The 18,984-nt window shown below is 65.2% G+C and carries 16 protein-coding genes; 6 read left to right on the top strand and 10 right to left on the bottom strand.

Annotation, left to right across the window (positions count from 1 at the left end):
* Nucleotides 1-10: 10 nt before the first annotated feature.
* Nucleotides 11-1,150 carry an acyl-CoA dehydrogenase family protein gene (locus tag IM784_RS14120; protein ID WP_199555992.1) on the bottom strand — a complete coding sequence of 380 codons (1,140 nt, stop codon included), beginning with the start codon at nucleotides 1,148-1,150 and terminating at the stop codon, nucleotides 11-13.
* Nucleotides 1,151-1,154: 4 nt separating this feature from the next.
* Nucleotides 1,155-2,351, bottom strand: a complete 1,197-nt coding sequence (locus IM784_RS14115) for an acyl-CoA dehydrogenase family protein (protein ID WP_199555991.1) — start codon at nucleotides 2,349-2,351, stop codon at nucleotides 1,155-1,157.
* A 61-nt stretch (nucleotides 2,352-2,412) separates the two neighbouring features.
* Between IM784_RS14115 and lgt the strand changes: the two genes are divergently transcribed.
* From lgt to IM784_RS14095, 4 genes are read left to right on the top strand one after another with little or no spacing between them, the layout of a single operon-like run.
* Entirely contained in the window at nucleotides 2,413-3,249 is an 837-nt protein-coding gene (gene lgt, locus IM784_RS14110) for a prolipoprotein diacylglyceryl transferase (RefSeq protein ID WP_235977391.1), read from the top strand.
* Complete coding sequence (locus IM784_RS14105; RefSeq protein WP_328799550.1) at nucleotides 3,246-4,307, top strand: class I SAM-dependent methyltransferase; 1,062 nt, start codon at nucleotides 3,246-3,248, stop codon at nucleotides 4,305-4,307. The genes lgt and IM784_RS14105 overlap by 4 nt, the downstream gene beginning before the upstream one ends.
* Nucleotides 4,304-6,094 (top strand): aminopeptidase P family protein, encoded by a 1,791-nt coding sequence (locus IM784_RS14100; RefSeq protein ID WP_199555989.1) that lies wholly within the window; start codon nucleotides 4,304-4,306, stop codon nucleotides 6,092-6,094. The genes IM784_RS14105 and IM784_RS14100 overlap by 4 nt, the downstream gene beginning before the upstream one ends.
* On the top strand, nucleotides 6,091-7,293 hold the full coding sequence (locus tag IM784_RS14095) for a calcium:proton antiporter (RefSeq protein ID WP_235977390.1): 1,203 nt from the start codon (nucleotides 6,091-6,093) through the stop codon (nucleotides 7,291-7,293). The genes IM784_RS14100 and IM784_RS14095 overlap by 4 nt, the downstream gene beginning before the upstream one ends.
* Nucleotides 7,294-7,450: 157 nt before the next feature.
* On the opposite strand, the gene IM784_RS14090 is transcribed toward IM784_RS14095, so the two are convergent.
* The 5 genes from IM784_RS14090 to IM784_RS14070 form a co-directional block, all read right to left on the bottom strand.
* Nucleotides 7,451-8,119, bottom strand: a complete 669-nt coding sequence (locus IM784_RS14090) for a potassium channel family protein (RefSeq protein ID WP_235977389.1) — start codon at nucleotides 8,117-8,119, stop codon at nucleotides 7,451-7,453.
* Nucleotides 8,109-9,464 carry a TrkH family potassium uptake protein gene (locus tag IM784_RS14085; RefSeq protein WP_328799548.1) on the bottom strand — a complete coding sequence of 452 codons (1,356 nt, stop codon included), beginning with the start codon at nucleotides 9,462-9,464 and terminating at the stop codon, nucleotides 8,109-8,111. The genes IM784_RS14090 and IM784_RS14085 overlap by 11 nt, the downstream gene beginning before the upstream one ends.
* Before the next feature lie 903 nt (nucleotides 9,465-10,367).
* Complete coding sequence (locus tag IM784_RS14080; RefSeq protein ID WP_199555988.1) at nucleotides 10,368-10,688, bottom strand: hypothetical protein; 321 nt, start codon at nucleotides 10,686-10,688, stop codon at nucleotides 10,368-10,370.
* Between the two features lie 255 nt (nucleotides 10,689-10,943).
* Nucleotides 10,944-11,543 carry an NAD(P)H:quinone oxidoreductase gene (gene wrbA, locus IM784_RS14075; RefSeq protein ID WP_199555987.1) on the bottom strand — a complete coding sequence of 200 codons (600 nt, stop codon included), beginning with the start codon at nucleotides 11,541-11,543 and terminating at the stop codon, nucleotides 10,944-10,946.
* A 106-nt stretch (nucleotides 11,544-11,649) separates the two neighbouring features.
* Nucleotides 11,650-12,348 carry a pirin family protein gene (locus IM784_RS14070; protein WP_199555986.1) on the bottom strand — a complete coding sequence of 233 codons (699 nt, stop codon included), beginning with the start codon at nucleotides 12,346-12,348 and terminating at the stop codon, nucleotides 11,650-11,652.
* 99 nt (nucleotides 12,349-12,447) lie between these two features.
* On the opposite strand from IM784_RS14070, the gene IM784_RS14065 reads away from it, so the two are divergent.
* Nucleotides 12,448-13,398, top strand: a complete 951-nt coding sequence (locus IM784_RS14065) for a LysR family transcriptional regulator (protein ID WP_199555985.1) — start codon at nucleotides 12,448-12,450, stop codon at nucleotides 13,396-13,398.
* On the opposite strand, the gene mnmD is transcribed toward IM784_RS14065, so the two are convergent.
* Nucleotides 13,283-14,983 (bottom strand): tRNA (5-methylaminomethyl-2-thiouridine)(34)-methyltransferase MnmD, encoded by a 1,701-nt coding sequence (gene mnmD / locus IM784_RS14060; RefSeq protein WP_199555984.1) that lies wholly within the window; start codon nucleotides 14,981-14,983, stop codon nucleotides 13,283-13,285. The genes IM784_RS14065 and mnmD overlap by 116 nt on opposite strands.
* Entirely contained in the window at nucleotides 14,983-15,627 is a 645-nt protein-coding gene (locus IM784_RS14055) for a peptidylprolyl isomerase (protein WP_199555983.1), read from the bottom strand. The genes mnmD and IM784_RS14055 overlap by 1 nt, the downstream gene beginning before the upstream one ends.
* 47 nt (nucleotides 15,628-15,674) lie before the next feature.
* On the opposite strand from IM784_RS14055, the gene phhA reads away from it, so the two are divergent.
* Nucleotides 15,675-16,538: a phenylalanine 4-monooxygenase gene (gene phhA, locus IM784_RS14050; protein ID WP_199555982.1), complete on the top strand. Its 864-nt coding sequence runs from the start codon at nucleotides 15,675-15,677 to the stop codon at nucleotides 16,536-16,538.
* A 702-nt stretch (nucleotides 16,539-17,240) separates the two neighbouring features.
* Here phhA and IM784_RS14045 read toward each other — a convergent pair.
* Nucleotides 17,241-18,914 carry an N-acyl-D-amino-acid deacylase family protein gene (locus IM784_RS14045; RefSeq protein ID WP_199555981.1) on the bottom strand — a complete coding sequence of 558 codons (1,674 nt, stop codon included), beginning with the start codon at nucleotides 18,912-18,914 and terminating at the stop codon, nucleotides 17,241-17,243.
* Between the last annotated feature and the right edge of the window lie 70 nt (nucleotides 18,915-18,984).

Below are 18,984 nucleotides of genomic sequence, written 5' to 3'. Positions count from 1 at the left end.
GACTTCCCCTCTAATAGTTCATCATGCGGGCGAGCCGGTCGCCCTGAAAGGCGCCATCGCCAAAGGTTTCGCCAGCCGCGCGGGCGCGTTTCATGAAGAAACCTATGTCAAACTCGTCGGTCATGCCGATGCCGCCGTGCATCTGCACCGCTTCGTTGGTGGCAAGCTTCGCCACATCGCCCGACTTCGCCTTGGCCAGTGCCACGAAAAAGGGCGCGCGGTTGTCGCCTTCGTCCAGCGCCGTCAGCGCCTTCAGCGTCGCCGAGCGGGCCAGCTCCACTTCGCAGAACAGGTGCGCGGCACGATGCTGCAGCGCCTGAAAGCTGCCGATCTTCTGCCCGAACTGCTCGCGCTGCTTCAGATAGTCGACAGTGGTGTCGAAGCTCTGCGCCGAAACGCCCAGCATCTCGGCGGCAAGACAGGCGCGGCCTGCATCCAGCGCCGCCTCCAGAATGGCAAAGCCGGTGCCGATCCCGCCCAGCACGTCGGCGCCATCGACCTGAACGCCATCCAGCGTGATGGCTGCTGCGTTGCGGCTGTCCACCATGGAGCGGCGCTCGGTCTCGACACCGGCCGATTTGGGATCGACGAGGAACAGGGTGATGCCCGTCGTGTCCTCGTCGTCGCCAGCGGTTCGCGCGGCGACGATCAGCCTGTCGGCGACATGGCCGTCCAGCACGAAGGATTTGCTCCCCGTAAGTCTGAAGCCGTTGCCCGAAGGTTCGGCCCGGGTCGAGATCGCATGCGGCTGGTGGCGGGATTTCTCGTCGGCGGCCAGCGCCACGATCAGCTCGCCCGCCGCGATCTTCGGCAGCATCGCCGCCTTCTGCTCCTCGGAGCCGCCGGCGAGGATCGCCTTGGCCGAGAGGATCGCCGAGGAAAGGAAGGGCGACAGCGACAGGTTGCGACCGATCGCCTCCTGGATCAGCCCGGCGGCGACCATGCCCAGCCCGGCCCCGCCGAATTGCTCCGGGATGGCGACCCCGGCAAAGCCCATCTCCGCCATCTTCGCCCACAGCCCCCGGTCAAAACCGGTCGCGTCCTTGTCGTCGCGCAGCTTGCGCAGCTGGGCGACAGGGGCATGTTCGGCGAAGAAGCCGTCCGCCGAATCCTTCACCATCCGCTGCTCGTCGTTCAATGCCAATGCCATGTGATCAGGCTCCCGGAAGCTGGAGTACGCGCTTGGCGATGATGTTCAGCTGCACTTCGCTGGTGCCGCCCTCGATGCTGTTGGCTCGGCTGCGCAGCCAGGTCTTGGCCGGGTCGCCGTCATGCTTGTCCGGGCCCTCCCAGGTCAGGCTGTCGGTGCCTCCAATGCTCATCAGCAGCTCCTGCCGCTGCTTGTTCAGCTCGGTGCCGTAATATTTCAGCATGGAGGACAGTGCGCCGACGCCCTGGCCGGCCTTCGCTTCGTCCTTCACCCGCTCCATCGTCAGGCCAAAGGCCATGGCGTCGATCTCGTGGCGGACGATATCGGCACGCAGCAGATTGTCCTTCAGCTTGCCCGACTTGCTGGTGCCGATCTGCTTTTTCGCCAGCTGGTGCATCGAATCGCGGCCCGCCGATGCCATGTCCATGCCGGCGATCATCTCGCGCTCGTGCGTGAGCAGATATTTGGCGATGTCCCAGCCCTTGCCCGGCGTGCCGACCAGATTTTCCTTTGGCACCCGCACATTGTCGAAGAAGGTCTGGCAGAAGGGGCTGTAGCCGGAGATCAGCTTGATCGGGCTGGCAGTGACGCCGGGGCTTTCCATGTCGAACAACAGGAAGCTGATGCCGAGGTGCTTGGAGGCCTCGGGATCGGTGCGCACAAGGCAGAAGATCCAGTCGGCGCGGTCGGCATAGCTGGTCCAGACCTTGGAACCGTTCACCACATATTCGTCGCCATCCAGGATTGCCGAAGTGCGCAGCGAGGCAAGATCGGAACCGGCGCCCGGTTCCGAATACCCCTGGCACCAGCGGATTTCGCCGCGGGCGATTTTCGGCAGATGCTCCAGCTTCTGCGCTTCATTGCCATATTTCAACAGCGCCGGACCAAGCATCCAGATGCCGAAGCTGGAAAGCGGTGGCCGGGCGCTGATCCTGCGCATCTCCTGCGCCAGAATCTTCGCCTCTTCCTTGGAAAGCCCGCCGCCGCCATAGGCCTTCGGCCATTCCGGCACGGTCCAGCCTTTGGCGGCGCAGCGCTCCAGCCACTGTTTCTGCGCCTCGCTCTTGAAGCGCCACTTGCGGCCGCCCCAGCAGACGTCGCTGTCGCCGGCAACGGGCTGGCGCATTTCCTCGGGGCAATTGGCTTCCAGCCATTCGCGCGTCTCGGCGCGGAACGCCTGCAGTTCGGGCGTCTCGTCCATCCTCAAATCTCCCATCAAGCACCTGTGGCGCTTGTTCCTCGCAGCCGATATGAAGCCACGCATGCCGTTTTTCCACCCACCTGTCGAATGGGGGAGCCTAGGGCTCGATCCCGTGCTTTTCTCCATCGGGCCGCTGGCGCTGCGCTGGTACAGCCTCGCCTATATCGGCGGCATCCTGGCCGGCTGGTGGATGCTGCTCAGGATGGTGAAGCGCCCGGGCAGCCCGATGACGGCGAAGCATGTCGACGATCTCGTCACCTGGTGCACGCTGGGGGTGATTCTGGGCGGCCGGCTTGGCTATGTGATCTTCTATAATCCGGCCCAGTATCTCAGCGACCCGCTCGCCATCCTGAAGCTGTGGGAGGGCGGCATGTCGTTCCATGGCGGGCTTACGGGGGTGATCGTCGCCATCCTTCTCTATGCCCGTTCCAAGGGGCTGTCGGCGCTGCGCATCCTCGATTATCTCGCGGTGGTCACGCCGGTGGGGCTGCTGCTGGGCCGCTTCGCCAATTTCGTGAACGGCGAGCTGTGGGGCCGGGCGACCGATGGCAGCTGGGGGGTGATCTTCCCCGACGCCGGGCCGGAGCCGCGCCACCCGAGCCAGCTCTATGAAGCGGCGCTGGAAGGGGCCCTGTTGTTCCTCGTCCTCAACATCCTGTTCTGGGCGACTTCGGCGCGGATGAAGCCCGGTCTGCTGGGCGGGCTGTTCATCGCCGGCTACGGGCTTTCGCGCTTTGTCATCGAATTCTTCCGCGAGCCGGACGCGCAGCTGGGCGTACTGTCGATCGGGCTGACGATGGGGCAGCTGCTGAGCCTGCCGATGATCCTGCTGGGGCTCTACCTGCTGGCGACTTCCAGCCGGCGCGAGCCGCTGACAGCCCTGAACCCGGCCGCGTGAACCCCGAACTCGCCGAGCTGCTGAAGCGGCAAGGTCCGCTGCCGCTGGCCCGCGTGATGGCGCTGGCGGCGGATCAGTATTACGCCACGAAGGAGCCGTTCGGCACGGCGGGCGATTTCGTGACGGCACCGGAAATCTCGCAGATGTTCGGCGAGCTGATCGGCCTGTGGCTGGCGGATATCTGGCAGCGCGCCGGCGCGCCGAAGCGCGTGCTTCTGGCAGAGTTGGGGCCGGGGCGCGGCACGCTGATGGTCGATGCCCTGCGCGCGATTCAGCGGGCGGCGCCCGCGCTGGCACAGGCGGCAGAGCTGCATCTGGTGGAGAGAAGCCCCCGCCTGCGCGCCATTCAGGCAAAGGTGCTGCCGGGTGCCACATGGCACGACGATCTCGGCACATTGCCCGAGGATGCACCGCTGCTGCTGGTCGCCAACGAGTTTCTGGATGCCCTGCCCATCGCCCAGTTCGAGAAGCTGGAGGACGGCTGGGTGCTGCGCCGCGTGGAGGTGGCGGGGAGCAGCGGCCCGCGCTGGGATCGTTCGGTGGGCGCCAACCTCGCCTTCATCCCCGCCAGCCTGCGCGATGCGCCCAGGGGCAGCATCCACGAGCGCAGCTTTGCCGCCGAGCAGGTGGGGGCGGCCGTGGCGAAGCGTGTCGCCGCGCAGGGCGGGGCAGCGCTGTTCATCGATTATGGCTATGCCGGCCCGGCGCTGGGCGACACGCTGCAGGCGTTGAAGGGCGGGCAATATGCCGACGCGCTGGAAACGCTGGGCGAGGCCGACATCTCTGCCCATGTCGATTTCGGCGCCATTGCCCGCGCCGCCGATCCGCATGCGCGGGTGCAGGGGCCGCAGCCGCAGGGGATGTTCCTCGATTCGCTGGGCCTGCCCGAGCGCGCCGAGCGGCTGAAGGCGATGGCCAGCAACGCACGGCGCGCCGAAATCGAGGCTGCCCGCGTGCGGCTTTCCAGTATCGGCGCCATGGGCCGGCTGTTCCAGGCGATGGCAATTTCCGCTTCGGACTGGCCAGCGCCGGCAGGATTTCCTACCCTGCCCGCATGAGCATCCATGCAGACCGACTCGCCGCCCTTCGCGCCGAGCTGACCAACCGCGGCCTTGACGGCTTCATCATCCCCCTGACCGACGAGCATATGTCGGAATATGTCGGCAGCTACGCCCGACGGCTGGAGTGGCTGACCGGATTCCAGGGCAGCGCCGGCAATGCGGTGGTTCTCTCCAATGCCGCCGCCATGTTCGTCGATGGCCGCTACACGCTGCAGGTCCGTCAGCAGGTCGAAGGCGCGCTCTACGAATATCGCTCGGTGCCCGCCGAACCGCTGATCGCGTGGATCGCCGCCACGGCGCCGGCTGGTGCGCGGATCGGCTATGATCCGTGGCTGACGACGCGCGGCTTCCTCCGCAGTGCGGCCGCCGCCGGGCTGACGCTGGTGCCGGTGGATACGAACCCGGTCGATACCATCTGGGCGGGCAAGCCGCAGCCGTCGCTCGCGCCCGCCGAAGTGCTGGCGCTCGAATTTGCCGGCGTAAGCTCCGCCGACAAGCGCGCCACCATCGCCGCCACCCTGCAGAAGGCCGGCGCGAAGACGGTGCTGCTCTCCGCGCTCGACAGCATAGCCTGGTTGTTCAACATCCGCGGCAACGATGTCTCGCGCACACCAGTCGTCCGCGCCTTTGCCATCGTGCGCGAGGATGCGACTGCCACGCTCTTCACCGACCCGGCCAAGATCCCGCCCGAGGTACAGGCGCATCTCGGCGCGCAGGTGTCAGTCGAGCCCTACGAAGCCTTCGGCCCGACACTTGAAACGCTCACCGGCAAGCTGATGCTCGATCCGGCCTGGTCGGTCGCCGCCATCTTCGAGGCGCTGGCGCGTGGAAGCGCCGAAATCGTCGAGGCCCGCGACCCCTGCATCCTGCCCAAGGCCGCCAAGAACGGCGTCGAGCTGGACGGAGTCCGCGCCGCCCACGTCCGTGATGGCCTTGCCGTCTCGAAGTTCCTCCAATCGATCGACGCCGACCGCCCGGCCGACGAACTCGCCGCCGAAGCCCGGCTGGAAGCCTTCCGCCGCGAATCCAACCTGCTGAAGGATCTGAGCTTCGACAGCATCTCCGCCTTTGGTCCCAACGGCGCCAGCCCGCACTACCGCTCGGAACCGGCCACCAACCGCAAGCTGGAGGGCGACAGCCTCTACCTGATCGACTCCGGCGGCCAATATCCGGATGGCACCACCGATATCACCCGCACCGTCGCCATCGGCACCCCCAGCGCGGAAATGCGCGACCGCTTCACCCGCGTGCTGAAGGGCCATATCGCCCTGGCGACGGCCCGCTTCCCGCGCGGCACCCGCGGCGGCCAGCTCGACATCCTCGCCCGCCAGTTCCTCTGGTCGGCCGGGCTCGACTATGCCCACGGCACCGGCCACGGCGTCGGCCATTATCTGGGCGTGCACGAAGGTCCGCAGCGCATCGCGGCCGCCGCCGGCGCGCCCGGCATAGAGGAAGTGCTGGAGCCGGGCATGGTGCTGTCCAACGAGCCGGGCTTCTACAAGGCCGGCGAATATGGCATCCGCACCGAGAACCTCGTGATCGTTGTCGAGGACAAGCGCCCCGGAGACCTGGAGCCGATGCTGGCGTTCGAAACCGTCACGCTTGCCCCCATCGACAAGCGGCTGATCGAACCGGCGCTGATGACGCAGCCCGAAATCGACTGGCTGGATTCCTATCACGCCCGCGTCCGCGCCGCGCACCAAAGCCATCTGGAAGGCGCACAGCTGGATTGGCTGCTCGCGTCCACATCCCCGCTCCTCGCAGAGGCGCGGGCCGCCGCATGAGTTCAGACCAGCTGCCCGACACGCAGGACCGCATCCGCAGCGACTCTGAAACGCGCCTTCGCAGCGACTCTGAAACGCGCCTCCGCACGATCGCAGACGCCATCGTCAGCCCGCTCAACATCTCCAGAAGCGCCCCCTTCTGGAGCTGGCTGGCACCGCTGGCGGCGTGGCTTGCCTATTTCGTCTTTCACGACCGCGCCTCCGAACCCACGATCGCCTTGATGCTGGCGGCACTGCTGATGCCGGCGGTGCTGGCAGCCGTGCACCACGCCGAGGTGATCGCGGTAAAGGTGGGCGAGCCGTTCGGAACGCTGGTGCTGGCGCTCGCCGTCACCGTCATCGAATGCGCGCTCATCGTCACGCTGATGCTGGCCAAGCCCGAGGCGTCGGCACCCCTGATGCGCGACACCGTCTATTCGGCGGTGATGATCATCCTGGGCGGAGTCGTGGGCCTCTGCATCCTGTCCGGCGCCGCGCGCCACCATGTGCAGCGCTTCGGCCTCTATGGCGTCTCGGCCGCCGGCACCACGCTGGCGGCGCTTTCGGTGCTGGTGCTGGTGCTTCCGAACTTCACCACCACCACGCCCGGGCCCACCTATTCCAGCGGCCAGCTGATCCTCGTGGGCATCGCCAGCCTGACGCTCTGGCTGCTGTTCGTGATCGTGCAGACCGTCCGCCACCGCGACTATTTCCTGCCCGCCGGCGAAGACCAGGATTCCCACCACGGCACCGAAAGCTGCACCACCCGGCAGGCCTGGCTGGCGCTGGCGCTGCTGCTGGCCTGCCTCGGCGCGGTGGTACTGCTGGCCAAGACGCTGTCCGATCCGCTGGCCCTGCTGATCGTCGAAAGCGGCGCCCCGCTTTCTGCGGTGGGCGTGGTCATCGCCGGCGTGGTCCTCCTGCCCGAGGGCGTCGCCGCCGTCCGTGCCGCCAAGGCCGACCGGCTGCAGACCAGCCTCAACCTCGCGCTCGGCTCGGCGCTCGCCACCATCGGCCTCACGGTGCCGATCATCGCCGCGCTTTCCGTCTTCTTCGGCTGGCGGCTCGAACTCGGCCTCGACGCCAAGGGCATCACGCTCCTCGCGCTGATGCTGCTGGTGTCGTCGATGTCGCTCTCCACCGGCCGCACGACGGTGCTTCAGGGCGCCGTCCACCTCGTGATCTTCGCCTTCTTCCTGTTTACGTCTTTTACGCCCTGACGGGCGGCCGGCCTTCGGCCGGTTCCGCGCATTGGCGCGGGCGGCCGGTCGGCCTTGCGGCCTTCGGCCGGTATTGTTGGGCGCTCCGCGCGGGTTCCGCGCATTGGCGCGGGCGCGCAGTCGCGCTTGCGGCCTGCGGCCGTTGGGTTGTTTCGGCTCAGCTAAGCTTCGCGAAACCCTCGACCGCATCCGTTGGCCCGGAAACGATCAGGATATCCGACATATAGACCACCGTTTCCGGCAGCGCCTGGATGAACGGCTCCCGCGGCCGCTTCACCCCCACGATGGTGATGCCATGCGTCTTGCGCACGTCCGTCTCTGCCAGCGTCTTCCCCGCCAGCATCCGCGGCGTCCGCGTCTTCACGATGGCAAACCCGTCGTCGAACTCGATGAAGTCGATCATCTTGCCCGTCACCATATGCGCCACCCGCTCGCCCATCTCCGCCTCGGGATAGATGATATGGTTGGCGCCCACCCGCTCCAGGATGCGGCCATGGTTGGCGTTCACCGCCTTCGCCCAGATATCCTTGCAGCCGGCATCCAGCAGCGCCACCACCGTCAGCACGCTCGCTTCGATGTCGGACCCAATGCCCACCACCGCATGCGCCATGTCGCCCGCGCCCAGCTTGCGCAGCGCCACCGGATTGCTGGCATCGGCCTGCACCACATGCGTCAGCTCCTCCGAAAGTGACTGCACATTCTCCATGTCCTGGTCGATGCCCAGCACTTCATGCCCCATGCGCTGCAGGGATCGGGCGACCGAGCTGCCAAAGCGGCCAAGGCCGATCACCATCACGGGCGGCGCGCTGCCCTGCTTATCCGACAATGGGTCTCTCCTCCGGGTAGCGATAGGGCATGTTGCGCACCTTCAGCGCAATGGCGGTGCCAAGGCTGACGGTGCCCACACGGCCGATATACATCACAAGCACAAGGATCAGCTGCCCGGCCGGCGGCATGGAGGCGGAAAGTCCGGTCGAAAGCCCCACCGTCGCAAAGCCCGAAATCACCTCGAACATCACCCGCTCCACCGGGGCATCCACAAAGGCGACAATCGCCAGCATCGCGATCGAACAGACCCCCACCGACATCAGGACGATCGCCAGCGCCTGCCGCTGCGCATCCGGGCTGATCCGGCGGCGAAAGGCGACACTGTCGGGATGGCCGCGAATCTCCGACCAGACCACAAAGCCCAGCAGCAGGAACGTCGTCACCCGAATGCCGCCCGCCGTCGAGGCACTGCCGCCGCCGATGAACATCAGCCCCGACGAGATCAGGATCGAATCCGGCCCCAGCGCCGCCGTATCAGAGCTGTTGAACCCACCCGAACGCGTCATCACCGAATGGAACAGCGCCCCCAGCAGCCGCTCCCCCCAGCCATGCGCGGCAATCGTGGCGGCGTTGTTGAACTCAAACAGCAGAACAGCGAAAAAGCCGACCAGGATCAGCGCAACACTGCCCCACAGCGTGAGCTTGGTGTGGATCGACCAGCCGTCCGGCCGCCGCCACTCGCGATGCAGCTCATACAGCACCGGAAAGCCGATGCCGCCCAGAATCACCCCGATCATCAACGGCGTCAGCAGCAGGAAATCGGTCGGATGGCTCGCCAGCCCCTCGGGCAAGGTGCTGAACCCGGCGTTCACAAACGCCATCACCGCATGAAACAGCCCCTGCCACAGGGCATCCGCAATCCCATGCCCCAGCGCCCAGAAGCGCAGCGCCAGCCACAAGGCCAAAACCGCCTCCGTCGCGAAGGTGGTGATCACCACCAGCCGCAGCACATGCCGCACATCGCCCAGATCCAGGCTGCGCATCTCCGCCGAAGCCAGCAACTGCCCCGACAGCTTCATCCGCCGCGTCACCAACAGCCCCAGCAAGGTAGCGCCGGTCATGATCCCCAGCCCACCCGCCTGCGCCAGCAGCAGGATCACCACATGCCCGAAAGGCGACCAGAAACCGGGCGTGTCGACAACGGTAAGCCCGGTAACGCAGATCGCCGAAGTCGCCGTGAACAAGGCCACGACAAACGAAGCCCCGCCCTCGCCGGCCATCCCCCCGGCCCGCGAAACCGGCAGCATCAGCAACAAGGTGCCAATCGCCATCCCGATCAGGAAGGCAACCGGCACCACCCGTTCAGGATGCCCGATCCTCTGCGCCTCAGCCCGCGCCTTCACCGCCCCTCCGTTGCAGCCCTTGCCTTGTCTGCCCGTGCGGGGTGCTCGCGGCAAGCAGGAGTTGCGCGGAGAGGCGCCTCCGGCGGGCAGGGCTTTGCCCTGCACCCAGCAGGGAAATGATTTCCCTGCACCCTCTGTGTTTAGTGGCAGATCGGATGGGTTGGGGCGAGGGGGACTTTTGGATTGCCTGCGGCGCTGAGTCTGCTTCGCGCGACCTTTCAGCCATCAACGCCGACCAAACCCCACCTCAAACCCACCTGAAAGCCCGCTCAGGCTGAGCTTGTCGAAGCCCGACCCGAATTAAGTATACTGTCCCCGGAATTCCCTGTCCCCGGAATTCCCGCAGCATCGACAGCTTCTGCTCCACCGTCCACCGACGACGGCCAGCCACAACCTCAATCCGAGCACTCATATGACTGCTCATACGACTACTCGCCCGCTCGACACCGATATCAACGCCCATCGCCGCTCCCATCAGAAGCAGCCATCAACCCGTCAGCACACAACCGCGCAAGGCGGCCACCAGACCACGGTTACCAAAGATCCATATTTTTAACCTCTCAAGGGGCCGGCGAGACGCCATTACGAGGACCGGCCGCTACCCCAATGAGGAGTCGTAACGGCAGTTGGACAATGACTGGATTTATGAGGTAAAAGACGTGGCAGAGATGCAATATTTCATACCCAAATTCCGAAATTATTTAGTGGAATACTATAAATATAACTAGGAAATTGTACCGTTATGTAATATCCAGTCTATAATTTTTTCACTTTTCTTATTGGATATGTAATAATTATGAAGTAGATTTTCAGATATTCTACCTTCCATAATTTGTAATTGAAGTCCTCTGTATTCAGATGGTATTTTATTAACCTCTACCGCAATTTTTGATAGCCAATGGTCTATGTTTTCATCATTAATATTGAAATATGGGGGATTCCATAGGTTTTATTATTTCCTATTATCATGAAAATCGGAAGATATTTTTGAGATGGATCGGAATTATCCCTTTCCCAGTACATTTCAAAATTTGGAATGTAGACCCCGATTTTTCCAGATATTTGAAATAGCCCTTTTCGCCGATGAATGTGCGGGCAAAAAAATCTCTTTATTTCTCCGATATCTGGAGAATACATTAGATTCTTCTCCACGTTATCAACGCTATTCCATCCAATTGAAACAAAATATTGACGAATTTTGTCCTGAACAATATCACGTTTCATAGTCAATTCCAAACATGAATTCCGGGGACAGTATACTTAACTAGGGTCGGGCTTCGACAAGCTCAGCCTGAGCGGGTTCTGAGGTCGGGTTTGGTCGGCGTTTATGGCTGAAAGGTCGCGCAGACTCGACCCGGCGCCGCAGGCAATCGACCACACGGCAAAACCAACCCTTCCCGACCAAACTCCAACTTCGAGGGTGCAGGGAAATCATTTCCCTGCCGGGGGTGCAGGGGGCAGAGCCCCCTGCTTTAACCTTCACCCCTTCAGCCTGGCCGCGATCTCGGCCACATGCTTGCCCAGATACAGCGCCCCATCCAGCTCGTTGGCGCTGGGTTGGCGGCTGCCATCCCCATTCGCGATGGTCGTCGCGCCATAGGGCGAGCCGCCGGTGACTTCGTCGTTCCGCATCTGGCCCTGGAAGCTGTAGGGCAGGCCGGAGATGATCATGCCGTGGTGCATCAGCGTGGTGAGGATGGAGAACAGCGTGGTTTCCTGTCCGCCGTGCTGGCTGGCGGTGGAGGTGAAGGCGGCGCCGACCTTGCCGATCAGCTTCCCCTGGAACCACAGGCCGCCGGTCTGGTCCCAGAAGTTTGCCATCTGGCTGGCGACGCGGCCGAAGCGGGTGGGGCTGCCGACGATGATGGCGTCATAGTCTGCCAGTTCGTCTACGGTGGCGATGGGGGCGGATTGGTCGGTCTGGAAGTGGCTGGCCCTGGCGACTTCGGCGGGCACGAGTTCGGGAACGCGCTTCACGACTGCTTCGGCGCCGCCGGCGCGAGCGCCTTCGGCCACGGCTTCGGCCATCGTTTCGAGGTGGCCGTAGGACGAGTAATAGAGAACCAGAACCTTGGTCATTTCATTTCCTTTTTCCTTGTGGGCATCCGCCCACGTTCCTCCGCTTCGCTCCGGGCGTGCAGTCGCGCTTGCGGGCGCTGCGCGCCCGGAGTTCGGCGTCACTCAGTCAGTTCAGGGCGTCCACCAGCACCAGCTCGGCGTCTTCCAGCGCCTCGACGGTCAGCTCGGTCACGTCGCGGATGGCGATGCCGTCGCGGGCATTTGCCACCTCGCCGTTGACGCGGATCTTGCCTTCGGCCGGCACCATATAGCCCACGCGGCCCGGTTCGAACCGGTAGGTGGTGGAGGTGCCTGCCTTCAGCGTTGCGCCCAGCACCCGGGCGGGTGTCTGGATCGGCAGCGCGTCGGCGTCTCCCATGCCGCTGGCAAGCGGCACGAACTGCCCGGCGCGATCACCCTTGGGGAAGGGCCGTGCGCCCCAGGCGGGGGCGGCGTTCTGCGTTTCCGGCATGATCCAGATCTGGAACAGCGTGGTGGCTTCATCCTCCAGGTTATACTCCGCGTGGCGCACGCCGGTGCCGGCGCTCATCACCTGCACGTCGCCCGCGGCGGTGCGGCCACGGTTGCCCATGCTGTCCTCGTGGGTGATCGCCCCGGTGCGGACATAGGTGATGATTTCCATGTCCTTGTGCGGGTGGGGCGGAAAGCCGGAGTTGGCGGCGATGGTATCGTCGTTCCAGACGCGGATCGCGCCCCAGCCCATGCGGCCGGGATTGTGATAGTTGGCGAAGCTGAAGTGATGGCGGGCATCGAGCCAGCCATGGTTGGCAGCGCCCAGGGTGTAAAAGGGGCGAACTTCGATCATCGTCTTTCTCCTGTCACCGCATGTTGCGGGAACGTCCCTTCAAATAGGCGACCGGTTGGGTTAGAAAAGTGCAATGATAGTAATGCATCGTTTCAGAAAATGACTGATCCCGACTTTGAGGCCTGGTCTCTGTTCGTCGCCGTAGCCGAGGCCGGGAGCTTCGCCGGAGCCGCCCGCGCAAGGGGGCTTTCGGTGCCGACGGTCTCGCGCGCGATAGCCCGACTGGAGGAACGGCTGGGGGCGGCGCTGTTCCACCGCACCTCGCGGCGGCTGTCGCTGTCGGCGCTGGGGCAGGAGGCGCTGGGCGAGGCGCAGGCGCTGGTGCTGGCGGCGCAGCGCATGGAGGAGCGGCTGGGCGAGGCGACGCAGGTGCCGGCGGGGACCATCCGCGTGGCGGCGCCGCTGGATTTCGGGCGGGCCTATATCGCCCCGCTGCTGCCGGAGTTCATGGCGAAATGGCCGGGGCTGTCGATCGAGCTCTATCTGGACGATGCCCGCATCGACATCGTCGCTTCCGGCCATGATCTGGTGCTGCGGATCGGCAAGCTGGCCGATTCCAGCCTGATCGCGCGGCGGCTGTGCGCGGTGCAGGTGCTGACGGTGGCGGCGCCTGCCTATCTGGACCGCGCCGGGCGGCCGGCGCATCCCGCAGACCTTGGGCGGCACCAGTGCATGCGCTATCTGAACGCGCCGAACCCGTCGGTCTGGCAGTTCGAGGGGCCGGGCGGTTCGGACTATAGCGTCACGGTTTCCGGGCCGCTGGCGACGACCAACGGCGGGGCGCTGCTGCCGGCGCTGCTCGCCGGGGAGGGGATCGCCATGCTGCCGGATTTCCTCGTCTGGGAAGAGCTGGCGGCGGGCCGGCTGGAAGCGCTGCTGCCGGATTGGACGCGGCCGGAAATGGCGCTGTTCCTGGTGACCCCGCCCAGCCCGCTCAGGCCGCAGCGGGTGCGGCTGCTGATGGACTGGATAGCGCAGCGCCTGCAACGCCCGCCCTGGCAGGCGAAACCAGCCGCTGCATCGGCAGGGAAAGCGGTGACGGAAGGCTGAGCGCCTGCGCTGCGACATGTTCGGCCAGCAGCGGCGCCAGCGTGAAGCCGCGACCTCCAAGTCCGGTGAGGACAAACAGCCCGGCGCGCACTTCGCCGGCAAGCGGCTGGTGATCGCCGGTGGCGGCACGAACGCCTGCAGCGGCTGACAGCGGGGTTTCGGCAAGGCGGGCGGCGAGCCTGGGGAAGCGGCGCGCCAGTCCTTCAAGGTTACGGGCATTGTCGGCGTCGCGCACCTCCCAGCCGGTATCGCCCCGGTCGTGGGTCGCGCCGAACAGCAGGCCTGTGTCGGTGGGGATCAGATAGCCGCCCCAGCTGGTCGGCGGGGCTTCCATCGGCAGGTCGGCAAAACTCGCCTGCCCGCGCACGGCGCGCAGGTGCACCCCCGCCAGCGCGGCGCTTTCGATCCCGGCGGCGACGACGAGGATATCGAAGCCTTCGGGCAGCGCTTCGACGCGACGTTCCTCGACAGCCGGCAACCAGGCCGCGCGCAACCGATCCGGGCTGACGACCAGCGCCTCCGCCATCCGCATGCCGTCGCCATCGAGCGTCAGGCTGCCCGCGTCGAAAAGGCCGGATTCCACCGTTGCCACGGCCCGCGCCGTTTCACTTTCGGAGAGCAGGCGTCGGACGCCCTGCGCGATGATCGCTTCGGGCGCGGATTCGCGGATGCGTTGCACGGCGCGGCGGAAGGCCAGTGCGTGCAGCGCCGCGCCGTCGCCGCTGCCGGCTGCGAGGCGGGGGGTGACGAGGGCGGCGGGGTTGCCCGATGCCATCGGGCCTTGCGCGAAGATGTGAGCTGTGAGTCCGAAATCGGCGAAGGCGCGGGCGAGCGACGCACCGGCGATTCCGGCGCCGATGATGGCAACGCGCGGCTGCGGGGGTTCCGCCGCAACACCGGGAAAACGCGCTTCCAGCCGTTCCGACTTGTGCCCGAAGCCAGGTTGGCGGCTGACGTCGAAGCCGCCGGCTTCCAGCCCGCGCCGCACGGCACCAGCCACGCTCCATGTGGCAGCGCGGCCGCCGGGGGCGGTATGGGCTGCCACCTGCGCCAGCAGGGCCTCGCTCCACATCTCCGGGTTTTTCGCGGGGGAGAAGCCGTCGAGGAACCACGCGTCGGCCTTGCCGTCCCAGCCAGCGAGCGCTTCGCCGACGTCGCCGACCATCAGGTCCAGCGTGGCGCCGAGTTCCGGCCAGCGGATGCGGTGCAGGCCGCGCGCGCCCTTCGGCCAGCCGGCCAGCAGTGGTGTGGCGATCTGTGCCAGTTCCGGGAAAGGCTCCAGCGCCCGCCGGGCGTCTGCGGCTGCCAGCGGAAACCCATCGATGCTGAACAGGTGCAGCGTGGCACCTTCAGGCCGATGCTGCTGCCACAGCTGCAGCAGCGCCAGCATGTTTAGGCCGGTGCCAAAGCCCAGCTCGCCCACGGTAAAGCGCCGCCGTCCGGCCCAGCGTTGCGGCAGGCCGCAGCCGCCCAGAAACACTGCCCGGCTCTGCGCCAGAGCCCCCTGCCGCGACGCATAGACATCGCCGAAGCGGGCGGAGCGCAGAACGCCCGCTTCCCAGACTGCGCCGGGGTCGTTCTGCATCAATCGGTGCGGCGCGCCGTCGTGATCGGGATGGGCTTGGCGATCATCTGCCCCTTCATCACGCCGACGCCCTCGGTCGCGGAAGTCGGCGCGGCGAGGATTTTCATCACCACGTCCATTCCCTCGACGACATGGCCGAACACGGCATAGCCCGGATCGCCGCCCGGCTGCGCGTCCAGCCCGGGCAGGCCGCCGACAATGATGAAGAAGTCCGCATTGGCCGTGCCAACCCCGGCGCGCGCCATCGAGATCGCACCATTGTCGTGGGTGAGGCCGGTCTTGCTGGTCGGTTCATGCGCTATCGGCGGAAAAACCCGCTTCGGGTCAGACTTCACGCCGCCCTGGATCAGCCCCAGGTCGGGGCGGCCGGGAAAGTTCATCGCCCGATAGAAGGTGACGCCGTCCAGCTTCTTGCTGTCGACATATTTCAGGAAGTTCGCCGTGGTGATCGGCGCCCGTTCCTTTTCCAGCTCCAGCACGATCGGGCCTTCGGCCGTGGTCAGCTTCACTTTCACCGTCGCCGGCTTCGGCGCCGTGGCAGCCGGCGCGACGGGTGCAGGCGCGGGCGGAGCGGCGGGCGCCTCTTGCGCGAGAGCGGGAAGGGCAACGACAAGCGCTGCAGCGGCGATCAGGGCACGAATCATGTTCGGCACGATAGTCTCAACGGTTACGATCTGCTATCCTCTGCGAGATGGGAGACACACCACCTGAAGGCGCCGCTTCCGACTGGACGGTGCCGCAACGCTGGGAGCAGTTCACAGCCGCGGAACATGCGCTGTGGGACCGGCTCTATGCCCGGCAGACGAAGCTGCTGCCCGGCCGCGCCGCGCCGGAATTCCTGGCCGGTCTCACTTCGCTGGGGCTGGGGGACGGCGGCATTCCCGATTTCCGCCGCCTCTCCGAACGGCTGATGCGGCTGACCGGCTGGGAAGTCGTCGCCGTGCCGGGGCTGGTGCCGGAAGACGTGTTCTTCGAACACCTCGCCAACCGCCGCTTCGTCGCCGGCAATTTTCTGCGCCGGCCCGAGCAGATCGACTATCTGGAGGAGCCGGACGTCTTCCACGATGTCTTTGGCCATGTCCCGCTGCTCGCGAACCCCGTTTTCGCCGACTATATGCAGGCCTATGGCGAAGGCGGGTTGCGCTCCATGCAGTTCGGGGCGCTGCACAAGCTTGCCCGGCTCTACTGGTACACGGTGGAGTTCGGCCTGATCGACACCCCGGAGGGGCTGCGCATCTATGGCGCCGGCATCGTCTCCTCGAAGGGCGAAAGCCTGTTTGCCCTCGACGATCCCAGCCCGAACCGCATCGGCTTCGACCTGAGACGCGTGCTGCGCACCCGCTACCGGATCGACGACTATCAACAGGCCTATTTCGTCATCCCCAGCTTCGAAGCCCTGCTGAAGACGACGCTGGAGACCGATTTCGCGCCGCTCTACGCCGAACTGGAAGATCTGGCGGATATCGGGCCGGTCGACATTCTGGCGGAAGACAAGGTCATTGCACGGGGCACGCAAGCCTATGCCCTGGAAGCCGCAGACCGCGCTGGCCTGTGAGGACCGGATTGGTTGTTCCACGTGGAACAATTCCTACAAATTTTGGAATCGTGTTTTTGTTTTAATATGTTGCGCGAATTTTTGTTGGACATGTTCCACGGGTTTCTTGCAGGCCGGAGCAAGGTAGAGGCCTCCGGCGGGCAGGGCTTTGCCCTGCACCCAGCAGGGAAATGATTGGCGATCATGGTCTTTGCAAACCTATCGGCCTTGAAATCACGCCCGGACCCCGCTCAGGCTGAGCTTGTCGAAGCCTGGGACGCGACGGGATATTCGCCGAGCGGGTGGCTTGAACCAAGGGCTTCGACAAGCTCAGCCTGAGCGGGGCTTGGGGCGGGAACCAAGAGCGGAACACGTCACTGGTTTGCAAAGGATGCTATCGCCAAATGATTTCCCTGCACCCTCGTTAATTTTTCAAGTGAATCGAGCGCAGGGTGAGTTTCCTGGCCGGATTTCCCGCCACCATCCAAGCACGCAGACCGTCGCGCCGCAGGCAATGAATCAACTGCCTGCGGCGCCAGCTTTCGCTTGCTCGAACGGCGGTGACGGCTGCGCCCTGAGATCCCAGCTTTCGCTGGGATGACGAATATCTGATGGGGTGAAGGGGCCAAAGCCCCTTCCGGGTTCCAAGGGCGGAGCCCTTGGTTTCTTGTTTAATCCGCGCCTGATGGCGACGGAGAGGCAGAGCCTCTGGTTTCTCGCTTCCTAGGCCGGGCATTTCCCATAACCCGGTCCCTTCACGAACCGGCCCGGCCTGGCACCCGTGGGCTCGCCGCCTTTCAGCACCTGCACGCCGTTCACCAGCACGTCGCTGACGCCGACGGAATAGACCATGGGTTTTTCGAAGCTGTTGCGGTCGGCGATGGTGGCCGGATCGAAGACGACGACGTCGGCTGCCATGCCGGGTGCGAGTGTGCCGCGATCGGCCAGTTTCAGGCGTTGGGCGGGGAGGCCGGAGAGGCGGTGGATGGCGCTTTCGAGGGTGTCGACCTTTTCGTCGCGCACATATTTGCCGAGGAAGCGGGCGACATTGCCGTAGGCGCGCGGATGGGTGCTGCTTTTCAGGAACAGGCCTTCGGGGGCGGAGGCCTCGGCGTCTGAGCCGAGCGTTACCCAGGGGGTGCCGGCGAAGGCCTTCACATTGTCCTCGGACATCATGAAATAGACGGTGTCGACCCGGCTTTCGTCTTCGATGACGAGGTCGATGATCGTGTCTTCGGCGCTGGTGCCGCGCATTTTCATGACTTCGGCCAGCGTCTTGCCGATGAGGGGACGCAGCTTCTCGTTGCGGAAGCCGATGAAGAGGACGTTTTCCGGACCGCCGGAGCCTTGCGCCAGATTTTCCCAGCCGACGGGCTTGCCGCGCATTTCGGCGATGACTCGGGCGCGGATGGCTGGGTCTTTCAGGCGCTTCACCCATTCCTCGTCGCCGCCGGCCTGCACCCATGTGGGCATGGAGGCGTCCAGCCCGGTGGCGCCTGCCGGATACATGTACATGTTGGCGCGGATATCGAGGCCTTGTGCCTTGGCATCGGCGATCTGCTTCAGGATCGCGTCGCGCTTGCCCCAATTCTCCTTTCCGGAGATTTTCAGGTGGTAGATTTCGGCCGGGCCGCCGCTTTCGCGGGAGATGGTGATGAGCTCGTCGATGGCCTTTTCGATGTTGGTGCCTTCGGAGCGCATGTGGCTGATGTAGCTGCCGCCGCAATCGGCCGACGCCTTGGCCAGGGCGACGAGTTCGGGCGTTTCGGCGTAGCTTGCCGGCGCATAGATCAGGCTGGAGCCGACGCCCATGGCGCCTTCGTTCATGGCCTGCTTCACCAGCTTCACCATGCGGCCGAGCTGCTCGGGGGTGGGGTCGACGTCTCCGGCGCCGAGTTCGTGGATGCGCACGGTGGTGGCGCCGACAAAGCTGGCGACATTGGGGGAAATGCCCATCTTCTCGAGCTTGGCGAGATATTGGCCGAGCGTCGTCCAGTCGATGTTATATTTGAAGTCCTGCTGCTCCCTGGTGAGCGTGGTTTTCATCGCCTCGGAATAGGGGCCCATGGACCAGCCCTCGCCCATCACCTGCAGCGTGACGCCCTGCTTCAGGTCGGACATGCCGCGGCCGTCGTACATCAGGCTTTCGGTTGCCCAGCTGAGCATGTTGATGAAGCCGGGCGCGACGGCCTTGCCGGTGGCGTCGATGGTCGTGGTGCCGGCTGGCGCCTTGCCTTTGCCGACGGCGGCGACCTTGTCGCCTTTCAGCGCCACCCAGCCGGGGAAGCCCGGGGCGCCGGTGCCGTCGTAGATGGTGCCGCCGCTGATGACCGTGTCGTAAGCGGGGGCCGCCATCGCGGGCGCGGATACGAGAAGCAGGGCGAGGGTGATGCGCATCTGGGGCCTTTCGCGAGGATGCACGGTATTTCAGGGGCTTGGAGCGGGCTTGTCAACGCAGGAGCAGGTG

Source organism: Sandaracinobacteroides hominis (assembly GCF_016464365.1).
GTDB classification, from domain to species: domain Bacteria; phylum Pseudomonadota; class Alphaproteobacteria; order Sphingomonadales; family Sphingomonadaceae; genus Sandaracinobacteroides; species Sandaracinobacteroides hominis.
Note: the sequence above shows the minus strand (reverse complement) of the source record. Positions and strands in the feature narration are given on the sequence as shown.